General features: G+C 75.0%; 16 protein-coding genes. 8 read left to right on the top strand and 8 right to left on the bottom strand.

The features are described from left to right. Positions 1–260: hypothetical protein (locus IF37_RS46440; protein ID WP_030748254.1), on the bottom strand; the 260-nt coding region annotated here is incomplete at its 3' end. Next, positions 197–4,870 (bottom strand): AMP-binding protein, encoded by a 4,674-nt coding sequence (locus IF37_RS46435; RefSeq protein ID WP_030748251.1) that lies wholly within the window; start codon positions 4,868–4,870, stop codon positions 197–199. The genes IF37_RS46440 and IF37_RS46435, both read right to left, overlap by 64 nt. Positions 4,871–5,145: 275 nt before the next feature. Between IF37_RS46435 and IF37_RS0127855 the strand changes: the two genes are divergently transcribed. Then, on the top strand, positions 5,146–5,928 hold the full coding sequence (locus IF37_RS0127855; RefSeq protein WP_030748247.1) for a hypothetical protein: 783 nt from the start codon (positions 5,146–5,148) through the stop codon (positions 5,926–5,928). A 56-nt stretch (positions 5,929–5,984) separates the two neighbouring features. Next, positions 5,985–7,049: a 3-dehydroquinate synthase gene (locus IF37_RS0127850; protein ID WP_253915867.1), complete on the top strand. Its 1,065-nt coding sequence runs from the start codon at positions 5,985–5,987 to the stop codon at positions 7,047–7,049. A 346-nt stretch (positions 7,050–7,395) separates the two neighbouring features. Here the strand turns inward: IF37_RS0127850 and IF37_RS0127845 are convergent, their stop codons facing one another. The 3 genes from IF37_RS0127845 to IF37_RS0127835 are packed head-to-tail and all read right to left on the bottom strand — an operon-like array spanning position 7,396 to position 10,434. Next, positions 7,396–8,097, bottom strand: a complete 702-nt coding sequence (locus tag IF37_RS0127845) for an HAD-IA family hydrolase (RefSeq protein ID WP_030748240.1) — start codon at positions 8,095–8,097, stop codon at positions 7,396–7,398. Positions 8,098–8,107: 10 nt separating this feature from the next. Further along, positions 8,108–9,265, bottom strand: coding sequence for a Gfo/Idh/MocA family protein (locus IF37_RS0127840; protein WP_052845397.1), 1,158 nt, complete (start codon positions 9,263–9,265; stop codon positions 8,108–8,110). Beyond that, positions 9,262–10,434, bottom strand: a complete 1,173-nt coding sequence (locus IF37_RS0127835; protein WP_030748235.1) for a DegT/DnrJ/EryC1/StrS family aminotransferase — start codon at positions 10,432–10,434, stop codon at positions 9,262–9,264. The genes IF37_RS0127840 and IF37_RS0127835 overlap by 4 nt, the downstream gene beginning before the upstream one ends. A gap of 259 nt (positions 10,435–10,693) precedes the next feature. Here IF37_RS0127835 and IF37_RS0127830 point away from each other — a divergent pair, with 259 nt between their 5' ends. Next, positions 10,694–11,137, top strand: a complete 444-nt coding sequence (locus IF37_RS0127830; RefSeq protein WP_030748232.1) for a type II 3-dehydroquinate dehydratase — start codon at positions 10,694–10,696, stop codon at positions 11,135–11,137. Positions 11,138–11,284: 147 nt separating this feature from the next. After that, positions 11,285–12,043, top strand: coding sequence for a thioesterase II family protein (locus tag IF37_RS0127825; protein ID WP_030748229.1), 759 nt, complete (start codon positions 11,285–11,287; stop codon positions 12,041–12,043). A 10-nt stretch (positions 12,044–12,053) separates the two neighbouring features. Here IF37_RS0127825 and IF37_RS0127820 read toward each other — a convergent pair whose 3' ends face one another. Continuing rightward, positions 12,054–12,287, bottom strand: a complete 234-nt coding sequence (locus tag IF37_RS0127820) for a hypothetical protein (RefSeq protein ID WP_030748226.1) — start codon at positions 12,285–12,287, stop codon at positions 12,054–12,056. A 126-nt stretch (positions 12,288–12,413) separates the two neighbouring features. Here IF37_RS0127820 and IF37_RS0127815 point away from each other — a divergent pair, with 126 nt between their 5' ends. Then, positions 12,414–13,322, top strand: a complete 909-nt coding sequence (locus IF37_RS0127815) for an ROK family protein (RefSeq protein WP_030748223.1) — start codon at positions 12,414–12,416, stop codon at positions 13,320–13,322. Positions 13,323–13,437: 115 nt separating this feature from the next. Here the strand turns inward: IF37_RS0127815 and IF37_RS0127810 are convergent, their stop codons facing one another. Continuing rightward, positions 13,438–16,212: a LuxR family transcriptional regulator gene (locus IF37_RS0127810; RefSeq protein ID WP_030748220.1), complete on the bottom strand. Its 2,775-nt coding sequence runs from the start codon at positions 16,210–16,212 to the stop codon at positions 13,438–13,440. A gap of 196 nt (positions 16,213–16,408) precedes the next feature. Next, positions 16,409–16,996, bottom strand: a complete 588-nt coding sequence (locus IF37_RS0127805; RefSeq protein ID WP_030748216.1) for a TetR/AcrR family transcriptional regulator — start codon at positions 16,994–16,996, stop codon at positions 16,409–16,411. Positions 16,997–17,143: 147 nt separating this feature from the next. Here IF37_RS0127805 and wrbA point away from each other — a divergent pair, with 147 nt between their 5' ends. The 3 genes from wrbA to IF37_RS0127790 all read left to right on the top strand — a co-directional run bounded on the left by wrbA (position 17,144) and on the right by IF37_RS0127790 (position 20,972). Then, the gene (gene wrbA / locus IF37_RS0127800) at positions 17,144–17,746 is read left to right on the top strand and encodes an NAD(P)H:quinone oxidoreductase (protein WP_030748213.1); all 603 of its coding nucleotides are present in this window, start codon (positions 17,144–17,146) and stop codon (positions 17,744–17,746) included. Positions 17,747–18,616: 870 nt separating this feature from the next. Beyond that, complete coding sequence (locus tag IF37_RS0127795; RefSeq protein WP_030748211.1) at positions 18,617–19,270, top strand: hypothetical protein; 654 nt, start codon at positions 18,617–18,619, stop codon at positions 19,268–19,270. Further along, on the top strand, positions 19,257–20,972 hold the full coding sequence (locus IF37_RS0127790; protein WP_037857169.1) for a GH3 auxin-responsive promoter family protein: 1,716 nt from the start codon (positions 19,257–19,259) through the stop codon (positions 20,970–20,972). Before IF37_RS0127795 ends, IF37_RS0127790 begins: the two co-directional genes overlap by 14 nt. Positions 20,973–21,153 lie beyond the last annotated feature (181 nt).

Below are 21,153 nucleotides of genomic sequence, written 5' to 3'. Positions count from 1 at the left end.
ACGGTGTCGTAGGCGTCGGCGAACGCGGGGTAGGCGTCGTACAGTTCACGGCCCATTCCGGCGCGCTGCGCGCCCTGGCCCGTGAACAGCACCGCCAGCGCGCCCTCCGACGGCTGGTCGGTGACGGTCGCCGTACCGGTCCTGCCCTGGGCGAGGGCCCGTAGTTCGGCGAGGGCGGAGTCGCGGTCGGCCGCCGTCAGCACCGCGCGGTGGTCCAGGTGGGCACGGGCGGTGGCCAGGGCGAACCCGACCTCGCGCACGTCGAGTTCCGGGCGCTCGGCGAGGAACGCCGAAAGGCGGGCCGCCTGGGCGGGCAGCGCCTCGGCCGTCGCGGCGGACAGCGTCCACGCGGCCAGCGGCGGCTCGGGTCCGTCGTCGGTCGGGGGCGGCCGGTGTCGGGCCAGGGGCGGGCCTCCGTCAGCAGCTCGACCGCGCCCGCCGACCAGTCGACGTGCGGGGTGGGTTCGTCGATGTGCAGGGTCCGGGGGAGCACCCCGTGGCGGATCGCCTCCACCATCTTGATGACGCCGGCGACTCCGGCGGCGGACTGGGCGTGGCCGATGTTGGACTTCAGCGAGCCGAGCCAGAGGGGCTGGTCGGCGGGGCGGTCCTGGCCGTAGGTGGCGATGACGGCCTGTGCCTCGATGGGGTCGCCGAGTCTGGTGCCGGTGCCGTGGGCCTCGACGGCGTCGACGTCGGCGGTGGTGAGACCGGCGTTGGCGAGGGCCTGCCGGATCACGCGCTGCTGAGCCGGGCCACTCGGCGCGGTCAGACCGTTGGAGGCGCCGTCCTGGTTGATGGCGCTGCCCCGGATCACCGCGAGCACCTGGTGGCCGTTGCGCCGGGCGTCCGACAGCCGCTCCAGCAGCACCAGGCCCACGCCCTCCGACCAGCCGGTGCCGTCGGCCGCCGCCGCGAACGCCTTGCACCGGCCGTCGGAGGCCAGGCCCTGCTGGCGGGAGAACTCGACGAACGACGACGGGGTCGCCATGACGGCCACGCCGCCCGCGAGCGCCATCGAGCACTCGCCGCCGCGCACCGCCTGCGCCGCGAGGTGGAGCGCCACCAGCGACGACGAGCACGCCGTGTCGATCGTGACGGCCGGGCCCTCCAGACCGAGCGTGTAGGAGACCCGGCCCGAGACGACGCTGCCCGCCGTGCCGATGCCGAACTGCCCCTCGATGCCCTCGGGGACGCCGGTGAGCCCGGAGCCGTAGTCGTGGTACATCACCCCGGCGAACACGCCGACGGAGCTGCCGCGCAGCGACACCGGATCGATCCCGGCCCGCTCGAACGTCTCCCAGGCGGTCTCCAGCAGAATCCGCTGCTGCGGGTCGGAGGCCAGCGCCTCGCGCGGCGAGATGCCGAAGAACCCGGCGTCGAACTCGCCCGCGTCGTAGAGGAAGCCGCCCTCGCGGACGTAGGAGGTACCGGTGTGCGCGGGGTCCGGGTCGTACAGTTCCGCGAGGTTCCAGCCCCGGTCGTCGGGGAACGCCGACACCGCGTCCACGCCCTCCTCGACCAGTCGCCACAACTCCTGCGGTGACGTCACCCCGCCCGGCAGACGGCAGCTCATCGCCACGATCGCGACCGGCTCGTCGGCGTCGGCGGCGCGGGCCGCCGCGGTGACCGTGCCGGTGGGCCGTTCCTCGCGCAGCAGCAGCGACCGCAGGTACCGGGCGACCGCGTCCGGCGTCGGATGGTCGAAGGCCAGCGTGGCCGGCAGCGGCAGCCCGGTCGCCTCGGTGAGCCGGTTGCGCAGCTCCACCGCCTGTACGGAGGTGAAGCCCAGCGCCTTGAAGTCGCGCCGGGAGCCCACCGCGCCCGGGCCGTCCAGCCCGGCGGTGCGGGCCGCCTCGGTGCGGACCAGTTCCAGGAGCATGCGCACGCCGCCGTCGTCGGGCAGCGTGCCGAGGCGTTCGCGCAGGGCCGCCGCGCGGGTGTCGTCCGCCGCGCCGGCCCGCGGCGCGGTGTCCACGAGGTCGGCGAAGAGCGCGGGCACGGCGTCACCGTGCAGCGTGGCGGTGTCCAGCTTCACCGGGAACAGCACGGTGGCGGAGGCGAACTGGGCCGCGTCGAACATGGCGAGCGCGGTGTGTGCCGGCAGGACACCGACGCCCGCGGGCAGCGCCTCGTCCGCGGCGCGGGAACCGGCCGGCTGCCACGGTCCCCAGGCCAGGGTGCGCGCGGCCAGGCCGCGCGCGGTGCGGTGCTGGGCCAACGCCTGCGCGAACGCGTCGGCGGCGGCCTGCGCCGGGTCGGCGGGCAGGCCCAGCAGGGCGTCGGCGGCGGAGAACAGCACGAAGGCGACCGGCTGCGCGGCGCGGGTCAGCTCGTGCAGGTTGAGCGCGGCGTCGGCGGCGGCCCGCAGCGGACCGGCGGCCCACGTGTCCTCGGGGTCCGGGGCGTGCACCACCGTGCCCACCGGGAACTCCGCCCCGGACAGCAGGCCGGCCAGCGCCTCCCGGTCGGTGAGGTCGCAGGCGTGCAGCGCCACCTCGGCGCCCAGCCCGGCGAGTTCGGCGCGCAGCGCCTCGGCGGCCGGGTCGTCCTCGCCCTGCTCGCTGATCAGCAGCAGGTGCCGGGCGCGGTGCGCGGCCACCAGATGGCGGGCGGCCGCCGCACCCCGCGCCCCGGCGACCCCGGTGACCAGGACGGTCCGCCGCGGGTCGACCAGCGGCCGGGGCACCTCGTCCACGGCCGCCGACACCCGGGCGAGGCGGGCGCCGAGCAGCACGCCGTCACGTACGGCGAACCGGTCCTCGGCCGAGCCCAGCGCCGCGCGCAGCGCCCGCGCCAGCGCGCCGGGCGCCGTCTCCGTGTCGGTGTCGGCGAGTACGACACGCCCGGGGTGGTGGTGCCGCAGCGCCTCCAGGTGCCCCCGGACGGCGGCGTGCGCCAGGTCGGGGGCGTCGGTGTCCCCGCCGGTGGCCACCGCCTGCCGGGTCACGACGACCAGCCGGCCCGGGACCGGGCCGGCACCGGCCAGCCAGGCCCCGACGGTGTCCGCGACGGCACGCACGGCGCGCTCCACGGTCTCCCCGGTGGGCCGGGCCGAGCCGGCGGCGGCCGCGGCGACGATCCGGTCCACGGCGAGTACGGTGACCTCCGGCGCGGCGGCACCCGCGGCGACGGCGGCGGCCAGGGCGGCCGGATCGTCGTACCCGGTGCCGCCGTACGGCTCCGGGTCCGTGCCGATCACCGCCCACGGACCGGCCGCGGGCGCGGCGGGTGTGCCGGGGGCTGACGCGGCGGGGGCGGGCAGCGGCACCCAGTCGCAGCGCAGCAGCGCCTCGAACCGGCCGCTGCCCGCGGCGCGCAGCCGTCCGGGGCGGGCCAGCAGCGCGTGCCGGGTGATCTTCCCGGACTGGGTGCGCGGCACCTCCTCGATCTCGTACAGCTCCTCGGGCACCTTGTAGTACGCCAGCCGCTCCCGGCAGGCGGTGAAGACCCGCTCCGGGTCGATGCCCTCGGGCCCCGGCACCAGGAAGGCCACCGGCACCTCGCCGAGCACGTCGTGCGGCTTGCCGACGACCGCGCAGTCCGCGACGCCCGGCACCTCGCGCAGCACCTGCTCCACCTCGCCCGGGTGGATGTTCTCGCCGCCGCGGATGATCAGTTCCTTGATCCGCCCGGTGACGGTGAAGTACCCGGCGCTGTCCCGGCGCGCCAGGTCACCGGTGCGGTACCAGCCGTCGACCAGCGCGGCCGCGGTCTCCACGGGCTTGTTGTGGTAGCCGGCCATCACGTTCGGGCCGCTCACCCACACCTCGCCCTCCTCGTCGGTGCCGACCTCGGCGCCGGTCTCCGGGTCGACCAGGCGCACGTTGAGACCGGGCACCGGCAGCCCGCAGGACCCCTCGACCCGGGCGCCCGTGGGCCAGTTGACGGTGATCGAGCCGCACGTCTCGGTCGAGCCGTAGGCGTCGAGCAGCGGCGCCCCGAAGGACTCCTCGAAGGCCTGCCGCAGCGAGGCCGTGGTGATCGCGCCGCCGACCAGGCACATCCGCAGCGCCGGCGCGCGGAAACCGCGCTCCCGGGCCGCCTGGACCAGATAGTGGTACATGGTCGGGACGCCGCCGAGGAAGGTGGTGCCGTCCTCCTCCAGGCCGCGCAGGATCTCCTCCGCCGAGAAGCCGTCGACGATCCGCGCCGAGGCGCCGACCGACGTCACGGCGAGCACGCAGAAGATGTGCGACAGGCTGTGGAACAGCGGCAGCGGCCACAGCACCCGGTCCGCGGCGCTCAGCCCGGGCACCGGCACGTAGCAGGCGGCCACCGACCACAGGCAGTTGCGCTGGGTCGAGCGCACGCCCTTGGGCTTCCCGGTGGTGCCGGAGGTGTAGAGAATCCACGCCACGTCGTCCAGGGCGAGGTCGTCCCGGGGCGGCTCGGCCGGGTCGGTGCCGGCCAGCCGTTCGTAGCCGACCGTGCCCGCGACGGACGCGCCGCCGGCGCCCTCCTCGCCGACGACCACGATGCGCAGCGGACGCCCGTCGGCCGCCAGGGCACGCACCTGCTCCAGATGGGCGGCGTCCGTGATGACCACCCGGGCGCCGCTGTCCTGGAGCAGATAGTCCAGTTCGGCGTCGGTCGAGCGCGGGTTGAGCGGCACGCCGATCGCGGCGGCGCGGACGATCGCGAGGTAGCTCTCCACCGTCTCCACCCGGTTGCCGAGCAGAATGGCCGCCCGGTCGCCCGGCTGGAGCCGGAGCGCGGCGAGGTGCCCGGCGAGTCTGGCCGTACGCTTCTCCAATTCGGCGTAGCTGACGCTCCGCCGCCCGTCACTGAACGCCGTCTTGTTCCCGAAGGAATGCGCGTGCGCCTTCAGCAGGTCGGGCAGCGGCTTTATCAGTTCGGTGCGCAGCATTACCGGTACACCCCTTGTTCGGAAAAGACATGAGGACGCGCTCGAAAACTCAGTCTCGCCCGACGGGCGCCCGGCGCACCCCCCAGCACGCCCCCCTACAACCACCCTTATTCGGCGGTGCGGACGGGGTCACGGGACCAGCCGATGGAAGCCGGGTGACCGGCGCCCTACGCTCGATCGCGGGTCCGGGTGCGAAAGGGAGAGTACCGGCCCGCGAAGCGAACGAAACCGTAACCGACGTCTGAATCGTGAAGCTATTTGCGAGGGGATCCGCGATGACGCGCAACTGGCTGTTCTGCACACTGGCGGGGCAGGCATGGGCCGATCAGGAAGCCGCCCTGGCCCCGCGGCTGCCCGACGGGGTCCTGGGGGCGCTGGCCGCGATCCGCACCGAGCGGGGCGGCCACTGGTTCTTCCAGCCGCTGCAGGACGGCACCCCGGGCACCGAACTGTGGGTCGGCGCCGACGACGCGCACGGCGCGCTGTCCGCGCTGCTCACCGAGGCCGACCGCGCCGGCGTCCGGCTGCTGCACCGCCCGGAGCCGCGCCGCGCCGCCGCCACCGACGAGCTGGCCACCCGCTCCAGCGAGCTGGCGCTCGCCCTGGCCGGGTCCGGCGGACTCACCCAGGAGGACCGGCTCGCCCTGGCCGTCCTGCACCTGCGGCACGCCGCCGGGTTCCTGCCGGACCCGGAGCGCTCCGCCTTCCTCTTCCTGTGCTGGCAGTACTGGGCCGCCTCCCTCGACGCGGAGCAGCGGCTCGCCGTCGGCCGCCGCGCCGCCGACCGGGCCGGGGAGCTGATCGACGCCTCCGACCTGCTCGCCATGGACGCCCGGGTGGCCGCCGCCTGGCAGGACTACCTGTCCGAGCTGGGCTCCCTGGTGGCCGGCGACGGCGCGGCCGAACACCCGGGCAAGTACCTGCTGTTCGAACACCTGCGGCTCACCCACCTGCGGCTGGGCGTCCCCGCCCGGGCCGAGGCCCTGGCCGCCCTGGCCGTGCGCGGCGCCCCCGAGGCGGCCGTGGTGCCGGGCGACACCGTGCTCCAGAGCGCGTGAGCCGACCCGCCCCGACGACCCACCGCACCACCCACCGAAAGGGGGGCCACGTGGCCCTGACGTCCGCGCCGGAGACCGGCGCGCCCCTGGCGGACCCCGGCCGGCGGCGCAGCGTCGCCGTCGACCTGGGGGACCGTTCGTACACCGTCCACATCGGCCCCGGCGTACGGCACCTGCTGGCCGGCGTCGTCGCGGAGACCGGCGCCCGCCGCGTGGCGGTCGTCTCCGCGCGCCCCGCGGAGTGGGTGCCGGACCCGGGCGTCCCGTACCGGCTGATCGAGGCGCGGGACGGGGAGAACGACAAGAACCTCGCCGCCGTGGAGGAACTCTGCCGCGCCTTCGCCGGGTTCGGGCTCACCCGGCAGGACGCGGTGGTGAGCTGCGGCGGCGGCACCACCACCGACACCGTCGGTCTCGCCGCCGCCCTGTACCACCGCGGCGTACCCGTGATCCACCTGCCCACCTCGCTGCTCGCGCAGGTGGACGCGAGCATCGGCGGCAAGACGGCGGTCAACCTGCCCGAGGGCAAGAACCTCGTCGGCACCTACTGGCAGCCGAAGGCCGTGCTGTGCGACACCGACTACCTCGACACCCTGCCCGAGCGGGAACTGGTCAACGGCTACGGCGAGCTGGCCCGGGCCGCCTTCATCGGCACCGGCGACATCCGGCACCTGCCGCTGTACGAGCAGATCGCCGCCAGCGTCACCATGAAGGCCGCGGTGGTGATGGCCGACGAGCGCGACAGCGGGCTGCGCCATCTGCTCAACTACGGCCACACGCTGGGCCATGCGCTGGAGATCGCCACGGACTTCGCGCTGCGGCACGGGGAGGCGGTGGCGATCGGCACGGTGTTCGCGGCCCGGCTGGCCGCCGCGCTGGGCCGGATCGGCGAGGACCGCGTGGCCCGGCACCTGGAGGTGGTGTCCGGCTACGGCCTGCCCACGGCCCTGCCGCCCGGGCCGACCGCGCGGGAACTGACGGACCTCATGCGGCTGGACAAGAAGGCCACCGCCGGTCTCGCCTTCGTCCTGGACGGCCCCGAGGGTCCCGCCCTCGTCCCGGACGTCCCGGAGGACACGGTCCTGCGCACCCTGGAGCAGATGCCCCGCCGCCCGCTTTGAGCCCCGCCGGGCCCGCGCGGGGGAACGGCCCGCGTCCGCGCGGCGGGAGCGGTCCGCATCCGGTACGGCACCGGCCCGTACCGGATGCGGACGGTACGGGCCGGAACGCGCAGGGAGCCCCGCCCGGGTGGTGAACACCACCCGGGCGGGGCTCCCTGCGCGTTCCGGTTCCGGTCCCGGTCTCGAAGCCGGAGGCGGACTCGTCCACTCCCGGTGGCCGATGGCCGGTGCGTGTTCGGTGATCGCTGTTCGGTGATCGGTCTCCGGGCGTGGCATGTGCCGGGCCCCCGGCTCCCCGCTGCGGGGAGCCGGGGGCCGGGGGCCGGATCGGTCGGGGGTTCGGGGGTTACGCGGCCGGGGCCGTGGACCTGCCGAGGAGGGCGAGCAGGCCGGACGGCGTCGCGAGGACGGCGTCGGGACCGGCGGCGATGAGTTCCGCCTCGTCCACGTCGGCCCATATGGCGGCGACCGCGGCCACCCCGGCACCGCGCGCGCTGGTCAGGTCCGTCACCGCGTCCCCGACCATCAGCGCCTCCTCCGGCGCGGCCTGGAGCAGGTCCAGCGCGCGGAGGACGATGTCGGGCGCCGGCTTGGGCCGCGGCACCTCGTCCGAGCCGATGACGTGGTCGAACAGGTCACGCACCGCCAGCTGGTCGAGCAGCGCCCGGGCCCGCGGCCCGCTCTTGCCGGTGGCGACCGCCGTACGGACACCCCGCTCGCGCAGCTCCCGCAGCAGCTCCACCACCCCGTCGAACAGCCGCACCTCGTGGGCACGGCGATAACTCTCCCGGACGAAGGGCTCCTCCATCTCCAGGGGCAGGCCCATGATCCGCATGATGTCGGGGAAGTACCGGCCCTGGTGCCGGTTGTACTCCTCGAACGGCGCCGGGCCGTCGCCGACGACTTCCCGGTAGGCCACCGTGAACGCGTGGCGCATCACCTCGAAGCTGTCCACGAGCACGCCGTCGAGGTCGAAGACGACGGCCCGGACATCCCGCTCGCCCCAGTCGGCGAGGAGGTCGGCGGCCGCGTCGGTGTTCTGGGTCATGGCATCGTCCTCAAGCGAGAGTCGGGGCGGGGATCGCCCGCCCGTCCGTCGGGTTGCCGGCAGCCACGGCACCGGGATTCCGGGCCGCGCGCGCGGAGTCGTACAGCCGCTCGATCACCTGGATCGTCCGCAGCGTCTCGGCGGCGGCCCGGCCACGGCTCGCCGGGTCGGCGAGCAGCGCGGGCAGCGCGTCGAGCTGGCGGACGTACTCCGCGCCCACCTCCTCGTGCGGGACGGGGACGGCACCGGCCTCGCCGTCCCTGAGGACGGTCAGCTCGGACGGCACCCGGTTCGGGCTGAACCCGAAGGTGCAGCGCAGCGTCGCGCTGCCCGCGCTGCCGTCCACCCGGATCACGGTGACATCGCGCGGCTCGTGCGAGGCCCAGCTGGCCCGCAGCGACACCGACACCCCGCCGTCGGTGACGATGAAGCCCCGGACGGTGTCCTCGACGTCGCTGTCGGACTCCGCGGCCACCGGGGCGGTGTCCCGCCACGCGGCCCGCGCCGCCGAGCTGCGCACGAAGTCGTCGGAGACGGTGGCCAGGGCCTGCTCGAAACCGGCCTCGCCGAGCAGCGGCGAGACGGTGTCGAGGAGGTGCCAGCCGAGGTCGACCAGGGCCCCGCCACCGGACAGGCTGCGCCGGGTGAACCAGCCGCCCGCGTCCGGGATGCCACGGGCCCGCACCCAGGACACCTCGATGTGCCTGAGCCGTCCGAGGCCGGCCACCAGCTCCCGCAGCGCCAGCACGTCGGCACGGTGCCGGGCGGCGCTGCCCGCGAGCAGCACCGCGCCGCCCGCGTTCTCGGCGACGACGAGCCGGCGGGCCTCCTCGGAGTCGAGGCAGACCGGCTTCTCCACGAAGGCCGGGATGCCCCGGGTGAGCAGCCGGCAGGCGATGTCGGCGTGCAGGTGGTTGGGTACCGCGACCACCGCGAGATCGGCGTCGCGCGGTGTCAGCTCGTCCACGCTCGCGAAGAGCCGGGTGTCGGCGAGGTCCTGCACGGCGGAGGCGCACGCGGCCGGGTCGGGGTCGACGACGGCACCGACCGTGAAGGCGGGGTGGGCGTGCAGCCGGGGGAGCCAGATGGACCGGGCGGCCCAGCCGAGCCCCACCACGGCCACCCGCACCGGCCGCTGCGCCCGCGGAGCGGAGGCCGGAGCGCTCATGCCGTGGCCAGGCGGGAGGCGACGACGTCGGCGACGGTCTCGGCGACCCGGTGGATCTGCTCCTCGGAGGCGAGCAGCGTGCGGTGGTGCAGCCAGATCGCGTCGTCGTTGATCGCCTCGGTGTTCGGGCAGCGGGCCGCGATCCGCTCCAGCGTCTCCTCGGGCGCGCCGGTCTCCCAGAAGCCGTCGGAGCGGTAGATCGCGCGGAAGGCGATGAACGCCGGCAGCCCGGCCGCGATCAGCGCGTCGACCAGCTCGTTGCGCTTCTCCTCGGTGATGCCCGGAATCCGGAACATCGCCATGTAGTGCGGGTGCGAGGTGACCCGCGGGTCGTGCTTCTGCGGGACCACACCGGGAATCCGGGCGAGCAGCGAGTTCAGCAGCGGGGCCCGCCGCGCACGGGTGGCGAGCTGCTCGGGGTAGCGGCGCAGCTGGGCGCGGAGCACCGCCGCCGAGAACTCGTTCATCCGGAAGTTGGAGCCGGACGTCCGGTGCAGGTACCGGCGGTCGGTGGCGGGACGGCCGCAGGAGTGGCGCAGGAACGCCTCCTCGTACAGCTCACGGTTCGGGAACAGCACCAGACCGCCCTCGCCGGCCGTCATCAGCTTGCCGTTCTGGAAGCTGAACGCGGCGACCGAGCCCAGCTCGCCGTAGCCGCGGTCCCGCCAGCGGCCGCCCTGGCCGTGCGCGGCGTCCTGGAGCACCGCGATCCCGCGGTCGGCGGCGAGCTTCTCCAGGGCGTCCATGTCGGGGAAGTGGCCGGCCATGTGCACCGGCATGACCGCCCGGGTCCGTTCGGTGATCGCGGCCTCGGTGGCGGCCACGTCCAGGCAGTACGTCTCCGGGTCGACGTCGACCGGGACGGCGACGGCACCCAGCCGCTGGGCCGCCTGCGAGGACGAGATGAAGGTGAACGCCGGGACGATCACCTCGGTGCCCGGTCCGACGCCCAGCACCTGGAGGGCCAGCTCCAGGGCGTGGGTCCCGTTGGTGACGGCGAGCGCGTACTCGGCGCCGTGGAACTCGGCGAACTCCCGCTCGAAGGAGTCGACTTCACTGCCGCCCATCCGCCACCACTGACCCTGCTCCAGCGCCCTGATCAGCCCTTCGCGCTCTTCGTCCCCGTACTGGGGCCACGCGGGGAGGTCGAGCGGCTTTCGGTCAGACATGCGCAACCATTCCTTTGCCAGGGGGTCGACGATTTCCGGCCCGGAATTCGTCCGGGCCCGGCGGTATCACGCGGAATATCGGCGGGATATTCTGCACCGCCGCTAGCACGCTACCCCAGCGAAGGCGAGTGTTCCCATCCCCTACCCGCACCCCAGTAACGCCCCAGTATTCCGCCCCGAACCCCCTTGTGATTTCCCGGGAAAGGAATTCGGTGCTACAAATCTCCGCATCCTCCTCCCGAAGAGAAAGGCGGGGAACGTGAGTGCGGTACTCCTGCTGAACGGCCCCAACCTGGGCATACTCGGACGTCGCCAGCCCGAGATCTACGGCACGGAAACTCTGTTCGACATCGAACGGGCCATCGAGAAGGAGATCGCCGACCGCGGCTGGGACGTCGTATCGGTCCAGCGCGAGTCCGAGGGCGAACTGATCCGGACCATCCAGGAGCACTACTACACGGTCGGCGCCATCGTGAACCCCGGCGCCCTCATGATCAACGGCTGGGGGCTGCGGGACGCCCTGGCGAACTACCCGAGGCCGTGGGTCGAGGTGCACCTGTCCAACGTCTGGGCCCGCGAGCAGTTCCGGCACGAGTCGGTCCTCGCGCCGCTGGCCGACGGCGTGGTCGTCGGCATGGGAGCACTCGGCTACCGGCTCGCCGCCCGCGCCCTGCTGGAGCTGGCGGCCCCGGCCGGCGCCTGACCCCGACCGATGGCGTCTTCCGACCGATCGCGTCTTCCGACCGATGGCGACTTACGGCTGGCGGCGACTTACGGCTGACGGCGTCCTCGGAAACGCGCCCGGCCGGGCGCGGTTGCCGCCCCGGCCGCCCCCACGAGGTGAACTCCCTTGAAACAGACCGCAGTCGGCCATGAGACGTGGATCCGGCGCTACCACCCGGCACCGGACGCCGCGGTCCGGCTCGTCACCCTGCCGCACGCCGGCGGGGCCGCCACCTGGTACCGGCCGTTCTCCGCGGCCCTCTCACCTGCGATCGAGGTGCTGGCGGTGCAGTACCCGGGCCGCCAGGACCGCAGGCGCGAGGAGGTGATCACCGACATCCACCGCCTCGCCGACGGCGTCACCGAGGCACTCCTGCCGTACACCGACGACCGCCCGTTCGCCGTCTTCGGCCACAGCATGGGCGCCACGGTGGGCTTCGAGGTCGTACGGCGGCTGGAGGCGCGGGGGCGCGCGCCGCTCAGGTTCTTCGCCTCCGGCCGGCCCGCCCCCTCGCTCGACCGGGACCACCTGGTGCACCGGCTCGACGACGCGGGCGTCCTCGCCGAACTGCGGACGCTCAGCGGTACCGACCCGCTGCTGTTCGAGGACGAGGAACTGCTGCGGCTGATGCTGCCGGTGATCCGCGGTGACTACCGGGCGGTCGAGACCTACCGGGGTGAGCCGGACGCCACGGTCGGCTGCCCGGTGACGGTCCTGACCGGCGACGGCGACCCCCGGGTCTCCGTCGGGGGCGCCGCGGCCTGGTCCCGGCACGCGCCGGCCGGCGCCGGCCTGCACGTCTTCCCCGGCGGCCACTTCTTCCTCGCCGACCACCGGGAGGCGATCGCCGCCCTGGTGCGCGACGCCCTCCTGCCGCGGCCCTGACCGGAGCGCGTCACCACACCCGCGGTGCGGCCCCGCCCTCCGGCCGGTCCGGCTCCGGGTGCCCGCCCGCCGCGGCGGCCACGGCCTCCACGGACCTGAGCAGCGCCTCCCGAAGGGGGCCCAGCGGATCGTCCGCCGGCCGGTCCGCGGCGCCGGTGAACACCCGCAGCGCCGCCACACCCGCCAGCGCGGGATCGTCCGCGGCCTCCGGGGAACTCCCGGCATCCGGGAAACACGAGTCCATCACTCCTCCGTCTTTCCGGTCCGACACCGCGCGGCTGAGCAATTCGTACGGCGAAGGTAGCCGTCCCGCGCGCCCGGAACTCCCCGGCCCACCCCCCTGATCCGCCCCTGCACGAGAAGGGACGCCATGACACACCTGGGAATCGACGTCGGCGGCACGAAGGTCGCGCTGCGGCTGCGCGCCGCCTCGGGCGAGCACACCGAGGCCGTCTTCCGCTGGCCCGGGGAACGCACCGTCGAGGCCGACCTGGCCGCCCTCGCCGCACACACCCGGGCCCTGCTGGGCGCCGGGCACGAGACGGTCGAGGCGGTCGGCGTGGCGATGCCCGCGACCCTCGACGTGCGGGGCCGGGTCGCCACCTGGCCGGGGCGGCCGTTCTGGCGGGGGGTGCGGCTGCGGGACGAACTGGCCGCCCTGCTGCCGGGCACCCGGGTGGACTGCGCCGACGACGGCGACCTGGCCGCGCTCGCCGAGGCGGACGCCGCGGACTGCCGGAACCTCGTCTACCTCGGCGTCGGTACGGGCATCGGCGGCGGCATCGTGCTGGACGGCCGGCTGGTGCCGGGCACCGGCCGGGGCTCGTGCGAGGTGGGGCACGTGATCGTGGACCGGGCGGGGGAGCGGTGCGACTGCGGACGGCACGGCTGCGTCCAGGCGATCGCGTCCGGACCGGCCACCCTGCGCCGCGCCGCCCGGCTGCGGGGCGCGCCGGTGGAGTTCACCGAACTGCGCGACGCCTTCACCGCCGGCCGGGACTGGGCCGTGGCCGCCCTCGACGAGAGCGCCGCCGCGCTCGCCGCCGCCGCGGTGTCACTGGCCGAACTGGTCCATCCCGAACGGGTGGTGGTGGGCGGCGGCTTCGCGGCGGGCATCCCCGGCCAGCTCACCGCCGTGGAGGCGCACGTGTCCCGCCTCGCCCGCCCCGGCACCGCCGTCCCCGGCATCCACCCCGCCCGCCTCGGCGGCCTCTCCTCCCTGCACGGCGCCCTGCTCCTCGCCCGGTCCGCCCCCACGGCGCCGACCGGCCACCGGTGACCGGCCGGCGCCGGGGCGGGCCCGGGGCAGTGGTGCGGCGGGCGTGTCGGGTGGGGGCCGGGCTCCGGCCCCCACCCGACCGGTGAGCCGGGCGTCCGGGGAGGCCGGCCGGTGGTCAGGCCGCGCTTCCGGAGGCGCCGGTCTCGACGCCCAGGCCGGCCGGCAGGTCCTTGCGCCGCTTGATGCCGAGCTTGCGGTAGGTCCGGGTCAGATGCTGCTCGACCGTGCTGGGGGTGACGTAGAGCTTGAGGGCGATCTCCCGGTTGGTGTAACCGCGCACGGCGAGCGCCGCCACCCGGCGCTCCGCGTCGGTCAGCCCGGCCCCGAGGCCGCACTCCCTCGTCGGCGGCTCGCCGCCCAGCTCCTCCGGCGCGGACAGCAGTTCCTCGCACAGCGGCTCCGCCCCGCACAGCCGCGCCATGTGCCGCGCCCGGCGGAACAGCATCCGTGCCCGGCGGCTGTCCCCCGCCTCGTACTGGGCGCGGCTCAGGTCCGCGAGGACCCGCGCCTGCTCGTACTGGTCCCCGCACTCCTCGAACAGGTCGAGCGCCTCGGTCAGCAGCTGCGGCATGCGCTTGACGGGGCTCGCCGCCGCCATCATGCGCAGCGCCAGGCCCCGGGTGTGCGGGCGCGCCGCGTCCGGCCGGCCGAGCTGTTCGTAGGCGAGCTTCTTCGCCTGGTCGGTGTTGCCCAGCCGCAGCCACGCCTCGGCCGCCCCGGTCCGCCAGGCGGGCAGCCCCGGTACGTCCAGCCCCCAGGCCCGCATCCGCTCCCCGCACGCCATGAAGTCGGCGAGCGCCGCGTGGCTGTGGCCGGTCGCGAGCCGGCAGTGCCCCCGGGCGTACAGGTACGTCACCCCGTAGCGGCTCTCCAGCATGGCGTCCGGCACCGACTGGGTCAGCTGCCGTGACACCTCCTCGAACTCCCCGGTGCGGGCCGCCGCGAGGAGCAGGCTGCCGAGCGGCAGCCCGACCGCCGTGCCCCAGGACTTGGCGGGCAGCAGGACGAACGCCAGCCGGGCCTGTTCCAGTGCGGTGCCCAGCTCGCCCAGCCGCAGCGCGGCCTCGGCCCGGGCCGCCGCCAGGAAGGCGCGCGTGGTCACCGGCAACAGGTGCACGTCCTCGGCGACCAGCCGCTCGCACCAGGCGAGGGTGTCCGTGGGCCGGTCGGCCGCGGTGAGCACGGTCAGCGCGGTCAGCGCCGCCTCCGCGCCCCACTCACTGGCGCGGGCGCGCGGCACGTCACCGAGGACCTGCTCGGCGAGGTCCGTCACCCGGTCCGGCCGGCCGCGGGTCAGGGCGTCCGAGAGCACCCCGGTGACGTGCGGCAGCGGTCCGGAGCGGGACGGCACACCGAGGAACGGGGCCGTCCCGGCGGTCGCCTGCGGCCGGTTCTCCATCGCCAGCTCCGGATGGTTCCAGGCCAGCCAGTGCTCCAGGTCCAGCAGGTCGGTGCGCTGCCCGGGCTGCGGGGCGCGGGCGGTGGCGCGCAGGCGGTGCAGCACCCGCGCCGCCTCCTCGCCGCGGCCGTGCCACAGCAGGCGGTGCACCAGCGTGACCCGCTCCGACCGGTCGAGGCGGCCGGAGGCGGCGGCCGCGCCGAGGCCGCTCAGGTGCCGGGCCGCCCGGGACGGGCTGTCCAGCCACTCGGCGTGCAGCAGCCGGGCCAGGACCGCCGTCCGGGCCGTCTCCTCGGAGCAGCACCGGTAGGCGAGTTCCAGACAGGCGACGGCGGTGCCGCGCTGGTCGGTGACGAGGGCGCGCTCGGCCGCCTCGCGCAGCGCCTGGACGGCCCAGTCGCCCGGCGCCGACTGCGTCTCCACCAGATGGGCGGCCACCCGCGGCACCGGTGCGCCGCGCTGGTGCAGCAGCCGGGCGGCGGCCAGGTGCAGCCGGTCCCGCTCGGTGCGGCTGAGGGCCTCCAGTACGGCGAGCCGCGCCGCCGGGGCGCGGAAGTGGCCGTCCGCCAGCAGCCCCGAACCGCTCAGCGTGCCCAGCGCCGTGCCCACCTCCGCCTCGGACACCTCGGCCAGCTCGGCGAGTTCGGCCGTGGTGCGCTCGGGCCCGAGGACGGCGAGCGCGCGCACCACGGCGAGGCAGACCCGGTCGCCGCGCTCCAGGTGGCCGGCGAACGCGGCGCCGTAGCCCTGCGGCCGGATGCCGCCGGTGGCGGTGAAGTCCTCGACCAGGCTGCTGAGCAGCAGGGTGTTGCCGCCGGTCAGCCGGTGGAAGTCGGCGGCCAGCGCGGCGGCGCGGGCGGCGCCCAGGCGCTCCGCGACCAACTCCCGCACCCCCGCCGGAGCGAGCGGTTCCACGGCCAGCCGGGACACATAGGGCTGGCGCTGCAACTCACTGCGGAAGAGCGGGAGTTCGGTGGAGGACGAGCTGTCGTCGGTGAGGACGACACACACCGGCAGCGGGCCGATGCGGCGGATCAGGTGCAGCAGGCAGTGCAGACTGGCGGTGTCCGCGTGGTGCACGTCGTCCACGGCGATCAGGACCGGCGCGCGGCCGGCGAGTTCGAGCATCACGCGGCAGAGCCGGTCGAAGATCCGCACCGTCGCCGTCCCGGGCACCGAATCCGCGGTGACGGTCACGGCCGCCTCCTCGAGCCAGGTGTCCGCCTCCCGGCGCAGGTGCCCGGGCAGCGTGGCGCCGTGCACGAGCTGCGCCACGATCCCGAGGGGCAGCGCCCGCTCGGGCCGCGCCCCGACCGCGCGGAGCACCTGGAAGCCGAGTTCCTCGGCGCGGACGATGGCGTGGTCGAGCAGCTCGGTCTTCCCGTTGGGGCCCGTGCCGTGCAGGACGGCCACCCGGCCCCGGCCGCTCGCCGCGTCGGACGTCAGACGGTGGAGCAACTGGATGTGCTGATGTCGTTCTGCCAGTCCCAACGCTTATCCCCCTTGACTGGTGCCCGCGCCCGGCGCGAGCCGATCTTCACGAAGCGGTTCGACGCTAACCGCGTCCGGGTAACTGGACCGCTCATCGGGCACCACCGCCGGAGCACCGGCACCGGGGGCCGGAACCGGCCGGTAATCGGCCGGGCACTGAGGCTTCCCGGGCGCCTCCGGAGCGCCGTGGGGCTGGCTAGAGTGCGAGCAGGCCATCGATCCCGGACTTGATCTGGTCCTGTGTCAGACCGCGCTGCACCGTCAGATGCTCGAACAGGCTGGGCATGAAGGGCGAGAGCAGCAGGTGTGCCAGGACCGCCGGATCCGTTCCGGGCCTCACCTGGCGCAGCAGCATGGCGACGTGCGTGTGCATGGTGAGGTAGGCGCCGCTCTCGTAACGGGCCCTCGGTGACGCGGCCTCCGCGGCGCCGAGGACCGTCAGCTGCTCCTCGACCCGGTCGGCGACCGCGTGCAGGAAGGCGCGCAGCCGCTCGGCGGGCGGGGCGCCCGGGCCGAGCGGGGGCGGGCCGGTCATGAAGGCTTCCTGGAAGCGCTGCTCGCCGTCGTCGAGCAGGGCGAACAGGAGCCGGCCGACGTCGCCGAAGCGGCGGTAGACGGTGCCGACTCCCATGCCGGCGGCGTGTGCCACCGCGTTCATGGTGACGGCCTCCGGGCCCCGCTCCGCGATCAGCCTGGCCGCGGCGTCGAGGATCTTCCGCCGGTTGCGGGCGGCGTCCGCGCGCTCCGGCGGTGTCTGGCCGAGGACGGGGAGATCGGTGGTCATGGTTCGAGGTTAACGGATACCTATCCGGTTTCCTGCTCCGAACCGCTTGTAAACCGGATACCGATCCGGTTTACTCGAAAGGGCGAAGCGGATACCCATCCGCTTCGTGGTTGCTGTCTTACGCTCACTGCTTGAGAAGGGCTCACCATGAGTGCCAAGGTCGCGGTCATCTACTACTCGTCCACGGGCAACGTCCACCAGCTCGCCAAGGCGGTCGCCGAGGGCGCGGAGAAGGCCGGCGCCGAGGTCCGGCTGCGCCGGGTCGCCGAACTGGCCCCCGACGAGGCCATCGACGCCAACCCGGCGTGGCGGCAGCACCTGGAGGCCACCCAGAACGTGGAGGTCGCCACGCTGGACGACCTGTCCTGGGCCGACGCCTACGCCCTGGGCACGCCCACCCGCTTCGGCAACGTCGCCGCGCAGCTGAAGCAGTTCATCGACACCACCGGTGGCCTGTGGCAGCAGGGCGTCATGGCGAACAAGCCGGCCACCGGCTTCACCAGCGCCTACAACCGCCACGGCGGCAACGAGTCGACGACGCTCGCCCTCTACAACACGTTCCACCACTGGGGCTCGATCATCGTCTCGCCGGGCTACACCGACGCGGTCGTCTACCCGGCGGGCGGCAACCCCTACGGCACCACCCACCAGGGCGCCGAGGCCCCCTCCGACGAGACCCTGGCCGCCGCGCGCTACCAGGGCGAGCGCCTGGCGACCATCACGGCCCGCCTGCTCGCCGGCACCAAGTGAGGCGCTGAGCCCCCACACGTCCGCCGGCCGTACGAGCGACCGCAGGCTTCCCCCGTATACCTGCGCCAGCCGTACGGCCGGCGGTCGCCTGCCACCGGCCGGCCCCGACCGGGGCCGGCCGGAGCCGCACACCGCTCCGCGCCCGCACCGGGCGCCCCTGGGCCGGACGGCCCGTCACACACCGGTCGCCGACGGCCGCGGAGCCGCCGTGCCGCCCGCGCACGGCCCCGACGTGGACCGCGAACTCCGTCCGCCCGTCCGTCCCGCCCGAGCAACCGGCCCGGCCTCGCCCGCCGACCGGGCGACCCCGGACGGGGGCACCCCGCCGCCCCGCCGCACATGCCCCCGGACGCCGCAGCCCGGCCGAGACGCCGGCCCCGCGAAGGCGCTGGTCCCGCCGGGGCCACCGGCCCGGCAGAGGCGCCCGGCCCACCGGGGACATCGGTCCGCCGACCGTGTCGTAGCCACGCGCAGGCCCGCCGCCCGCCGCGCGTGCCCCGCCGTCGTACACCGGCATCCGTTCGCCGCGCCCGGCTTCGCGCGCACCCGGGCACCGGTCCGCCGGGGACGGCGGCCTCGCTGTCCGTGCCGTGGCCAGCCCTGCCCGCGCTGCCGCTGTACATATGCATCCGTGCGTGGCCCTCCCGCTTCGCCACCGCGCCGCGTCGATTGCCGCGTGCCGTCACCGTCCGCCCGCGTGCCGCCGGTCCTCCCGGGCGTTCGCGGGATGCGGCAGAACCCCGCATTACCGTCCGGTGACGGCATCGAGAATGGTGCGTTCCCTCCCTCTGTTTGCATGATCAAGGCGGTCGACGGCCCTCGCGGTGCCCGGCCGCCCGCTCACCTGATGCCGTCCTAGGGGGAGGATCGATGGCCATCGACACCGGTGACGGACACCCACCGTTCTGCGTCCTGCTGGGACCCGACTACGCGGGCAAGTCCTCGGCGCTGGACCGGCTCAGCCGCGACACGCCCCGCTGGCGGATGCTCTCCCTCGACGACGCCTTCCTCGCCCCCGAGCACGCCCTGATCGGCCGGCTGCGCCGGCACGCCGTCCAGGACGTCGCCGCCCGCCCCGACGACTGGTCCCCGGACTTCTTCGCCACCCTGCTCCAGACCGCCGTCGTCCACCTGCGCGACCAGCTGCGGCAGGCCGACCCGCACACCCCGGTGGTCATCGACTCCTACTACTACAAGCTCCTGGCGAAGTGCCGGCTCGCCGGAGCGTCCGACGGGCCGCCACTCGCCTGGTGGCGCACCTTCCCCCAGCCCCGCCGGATCCTCTACCTCGACGTACGCCCCGAAACCGCCTGGCAGCGCTGCCGGTTCGGCGCCGACCTGAACACCCTGGAGCACTACGGCCCGCGACCGGGCTGGGACGGCTTCCGCCGCTACCAGAGCGATCTCGCCAAGACCCTGCACGGCGAGATCCAGCACCTGCCCGTGACCGTGATCCCCGAACGAGACCGCCAGGAAGACACCGCGGCGGAGATACGAGAGGTGCTCACCCGTGAGTTCCACTGAAGCGGCCACGGCCGACGGCCCCACGGTGCCCGACTGGACCGACCCCGACCGACTGCGCCGCTACCGCGACCGGGTGTTCACCGAACGCCGCCGGCTGCGCGCCGCGTTCGCCGACCCCGAGGCCGAACAGCGCCGCGTCCTCGCCGACCTGCTGGAGTTCAACGCCCGCACCGAGTACGGCACCCGGCACGGCTTCGACCGCGTCCGCACCCTCGACGACTACCGCAAGGCCGTACCGCTCCAGACGTACGACGACCTCGCGCCGTACATCGAACGCGCCGCCGCCGGTGAGCGCGACGTCCTGACCGCCGACCGGCCCGCCGTCTTCTTCACCAGCAGCGGCAGCACCGGCGCCCACAAGAAGATCCCGGTCACGCCCCGCTTCATGCGCACCACCTTCTTCCCCTTCTATTACGCGGCCTGGGCGCCCCTGATCGAGCACTTCCCGGACGTCCTCGCCGACCCGGCCGCCGTCCTCAACCTCAAGCACGACCCCGTCACCGCCCCGCCCACCACTGCCTCCGGACGCCCCCATGTCGGCGCCAGCCAGGTCGACTTCGGCACGTTCTTCGGCGAGCCGCTGTCCGCGGAGCCCGGCACCGGAGCACCCTGGGCGACACTGCCGGTGCCGGTCGAGGCCGGAGAGCACGCCGAGAAGATGTACCTGCGGCTGCGGCTGGCCGTGGAGCACGACGTGCGCTGCGTCATCGGCATCAACCCCGCCATGGTGGCGGCCCTGCCGTACCAACTGCGCCTGTGGTGGCCGCGGATCGTGAAGGAGATCCGTGACGGCACCCTCGGCGGACTGCCCCACGGCTCCCCGAACCCGGAGCGCGCGGCCGGGCTGGAGCGGCTCGCCGCCCGCCACGGCACGGTCCGCCCGGCCCACATCTGGCCCCGGATGCGCGCCCTGTTCTGCTGGACCACCGCCGCCGCCTCGCTCTACCTGCCCCGGCTGCGCGAGGAGTACGGCGTCCACGTCACCGCGCTGCCCGCGCCCGTCGCCGCGTCCGAGGGCCCGGTGGCCGTGGCCCTCGACCGGCACCCCACCGCGGGCAGCCTCGTGGCGACCGCTGCGGTGCACGAGTTCGTCGACGCCGACGAGGACCTGGCCCCCGACTCCGCCACCCTGCGCCCGCACGAACTGGAACCCGGCCGCGACTACCACGTGGTCTTCAGCCACGTCGGCGGCCTGTACCGGTACGCCGTCGGCGACGTCGTACGGGTCGTCGACCACCTCGACGGCGTCCCGCGCCTGGAGTACGCCGGCCGTGCCACCCGTTCCGACCACGCCGGGGAACGGCTGCGGGACGCACAGGTGATCCGCTCGCTGGACGCCGCCCTGCGGGCCACCGGCCTCGAACTGCGCGGCGCCTCCTGCCGGGTGGACGAGCAGGCGCGGGGGCCGGCCGCGTACGAGTTCGCCGTGGCGCCGCTCACCCCGTGGAGCCGGGAGGAGACCGACCGCTTCACCGGGCTGCTCGACCAGGCCCTCGGCCGCGAGTCGGTCGGCTACCGCACCGCCCGCGCCCGGGGCCTGCTCGGCGCCCCGGCACTGCTCCCGCTGCCCGAGGACGCCTTCCAGCGCGACTGGCAGGCCCGCGTGGACGGTGGCGTCCGGCCCACCCAGGTCAAGGACCGGCTGTTCCGCCAGGACCCGGGGCAGTGGGCCGCCCTCACCGGCCGCACCCCCACCGCCTAGGCCCGCGCACCGACCGCCCGGGTCCCGCGCGCCCACCAGGTCCCGAACACCCGCAGCCCGGGCCCCGCAGGCCCCGCACACCCACCCGGCTCCGCCCCCGTCTCCGGCTCCCGGCACCCGTACCGCCCGGCGGCCTGCCCTGGCATCCCTGCCACTCCCGGCATTTCCGGCACTCGGCACT

The organism is Streptomyces sp. NRRL S-31 (assembly GCF_000718775.1).
Taxonomy (GTDB): domain Bacteria; phylum Actinomycetota; class Actinomycetes; order Streptomycetales; family Streptomycetaceae; genus Streptomyces.
Note: the sequence above shows the minus strand (reverse complement) of the source record. Positions and strands in the feature narration are given on the sequence as shown.

Bases quoted from the DNA above. Each gene is read 5' to 3' on its own strand.
- IF37_RS46435 (WP_030748251.1), bottom strand. From the start codon at position 4,870: ATGCTGCGCACCGAACTGATAAAGCCGCTGCCCGACCTGCTGAAGGCG.
- IF37_RS0127855 (WP_030748247.1), top strand. From the start codon at position 5,146: ATGACGCGCAACTGGCTGTTCTGCACACTGGCGGGGCAGGCATGGGCC.
- IF37_RS0127845 (WP_030748240.1), bottom strand. From the start codon at position 8,097: ATGACCCAGAACACCGACGCGGCCGCCGACCTCCTCGCCGACTGGGGC.
- IF37_RS0127840 (WP_052845397.1), bottom strand. From the start codon at position 9,265: ATGAGCGCTCCGGCCTCCGCTCCGCGGGCGCAGCGGCCGGTGCGGGTG.
- IF37_RS0127835 (WP_030748235.1), bottom strand. From the start codon at position 10,434: ATGTCTGACCGAAAGCCGCTCGACCTCCCCGCGTGGCCCCAGTACGGG.
- IF37_RS0127820 (WP_030748226.1), bottom strand. From the start codon at position 12,287: ATGGACTCGTGTTTCCCGGATGCCGGGAGTTCCCCGGAGGCCGCGGAC.
- IF37_RS0127815 (WP_030748223.1), top strand. From the start codon at position 12,414: ATGACACACCTGGGAATCGACGTCGGCGGCACGAAGGTCGCGCTGCGG.
- IF37_RS0127805 (WP_030748216.1), bottom strand. From the start codon at position 16,996: ATGACCACCGATCTCCCCGTCCTCGGCCAGACACCGCCGGAGCGCGCG.
- wrbA (WP_030748213.1), top strand. From the start codon at position 17,144: ATGAGTGCCAAGGTCGCGGTCATCTACTACTCGTCCACGGGCAACGTC.
- IF37_RS0127795 (WP_030748211.1), top strand. From the start codon at position 18,617: ATGGCCATCGACACCGGTGACGGACACCCACCGTTCTGCGTCCTGCTG.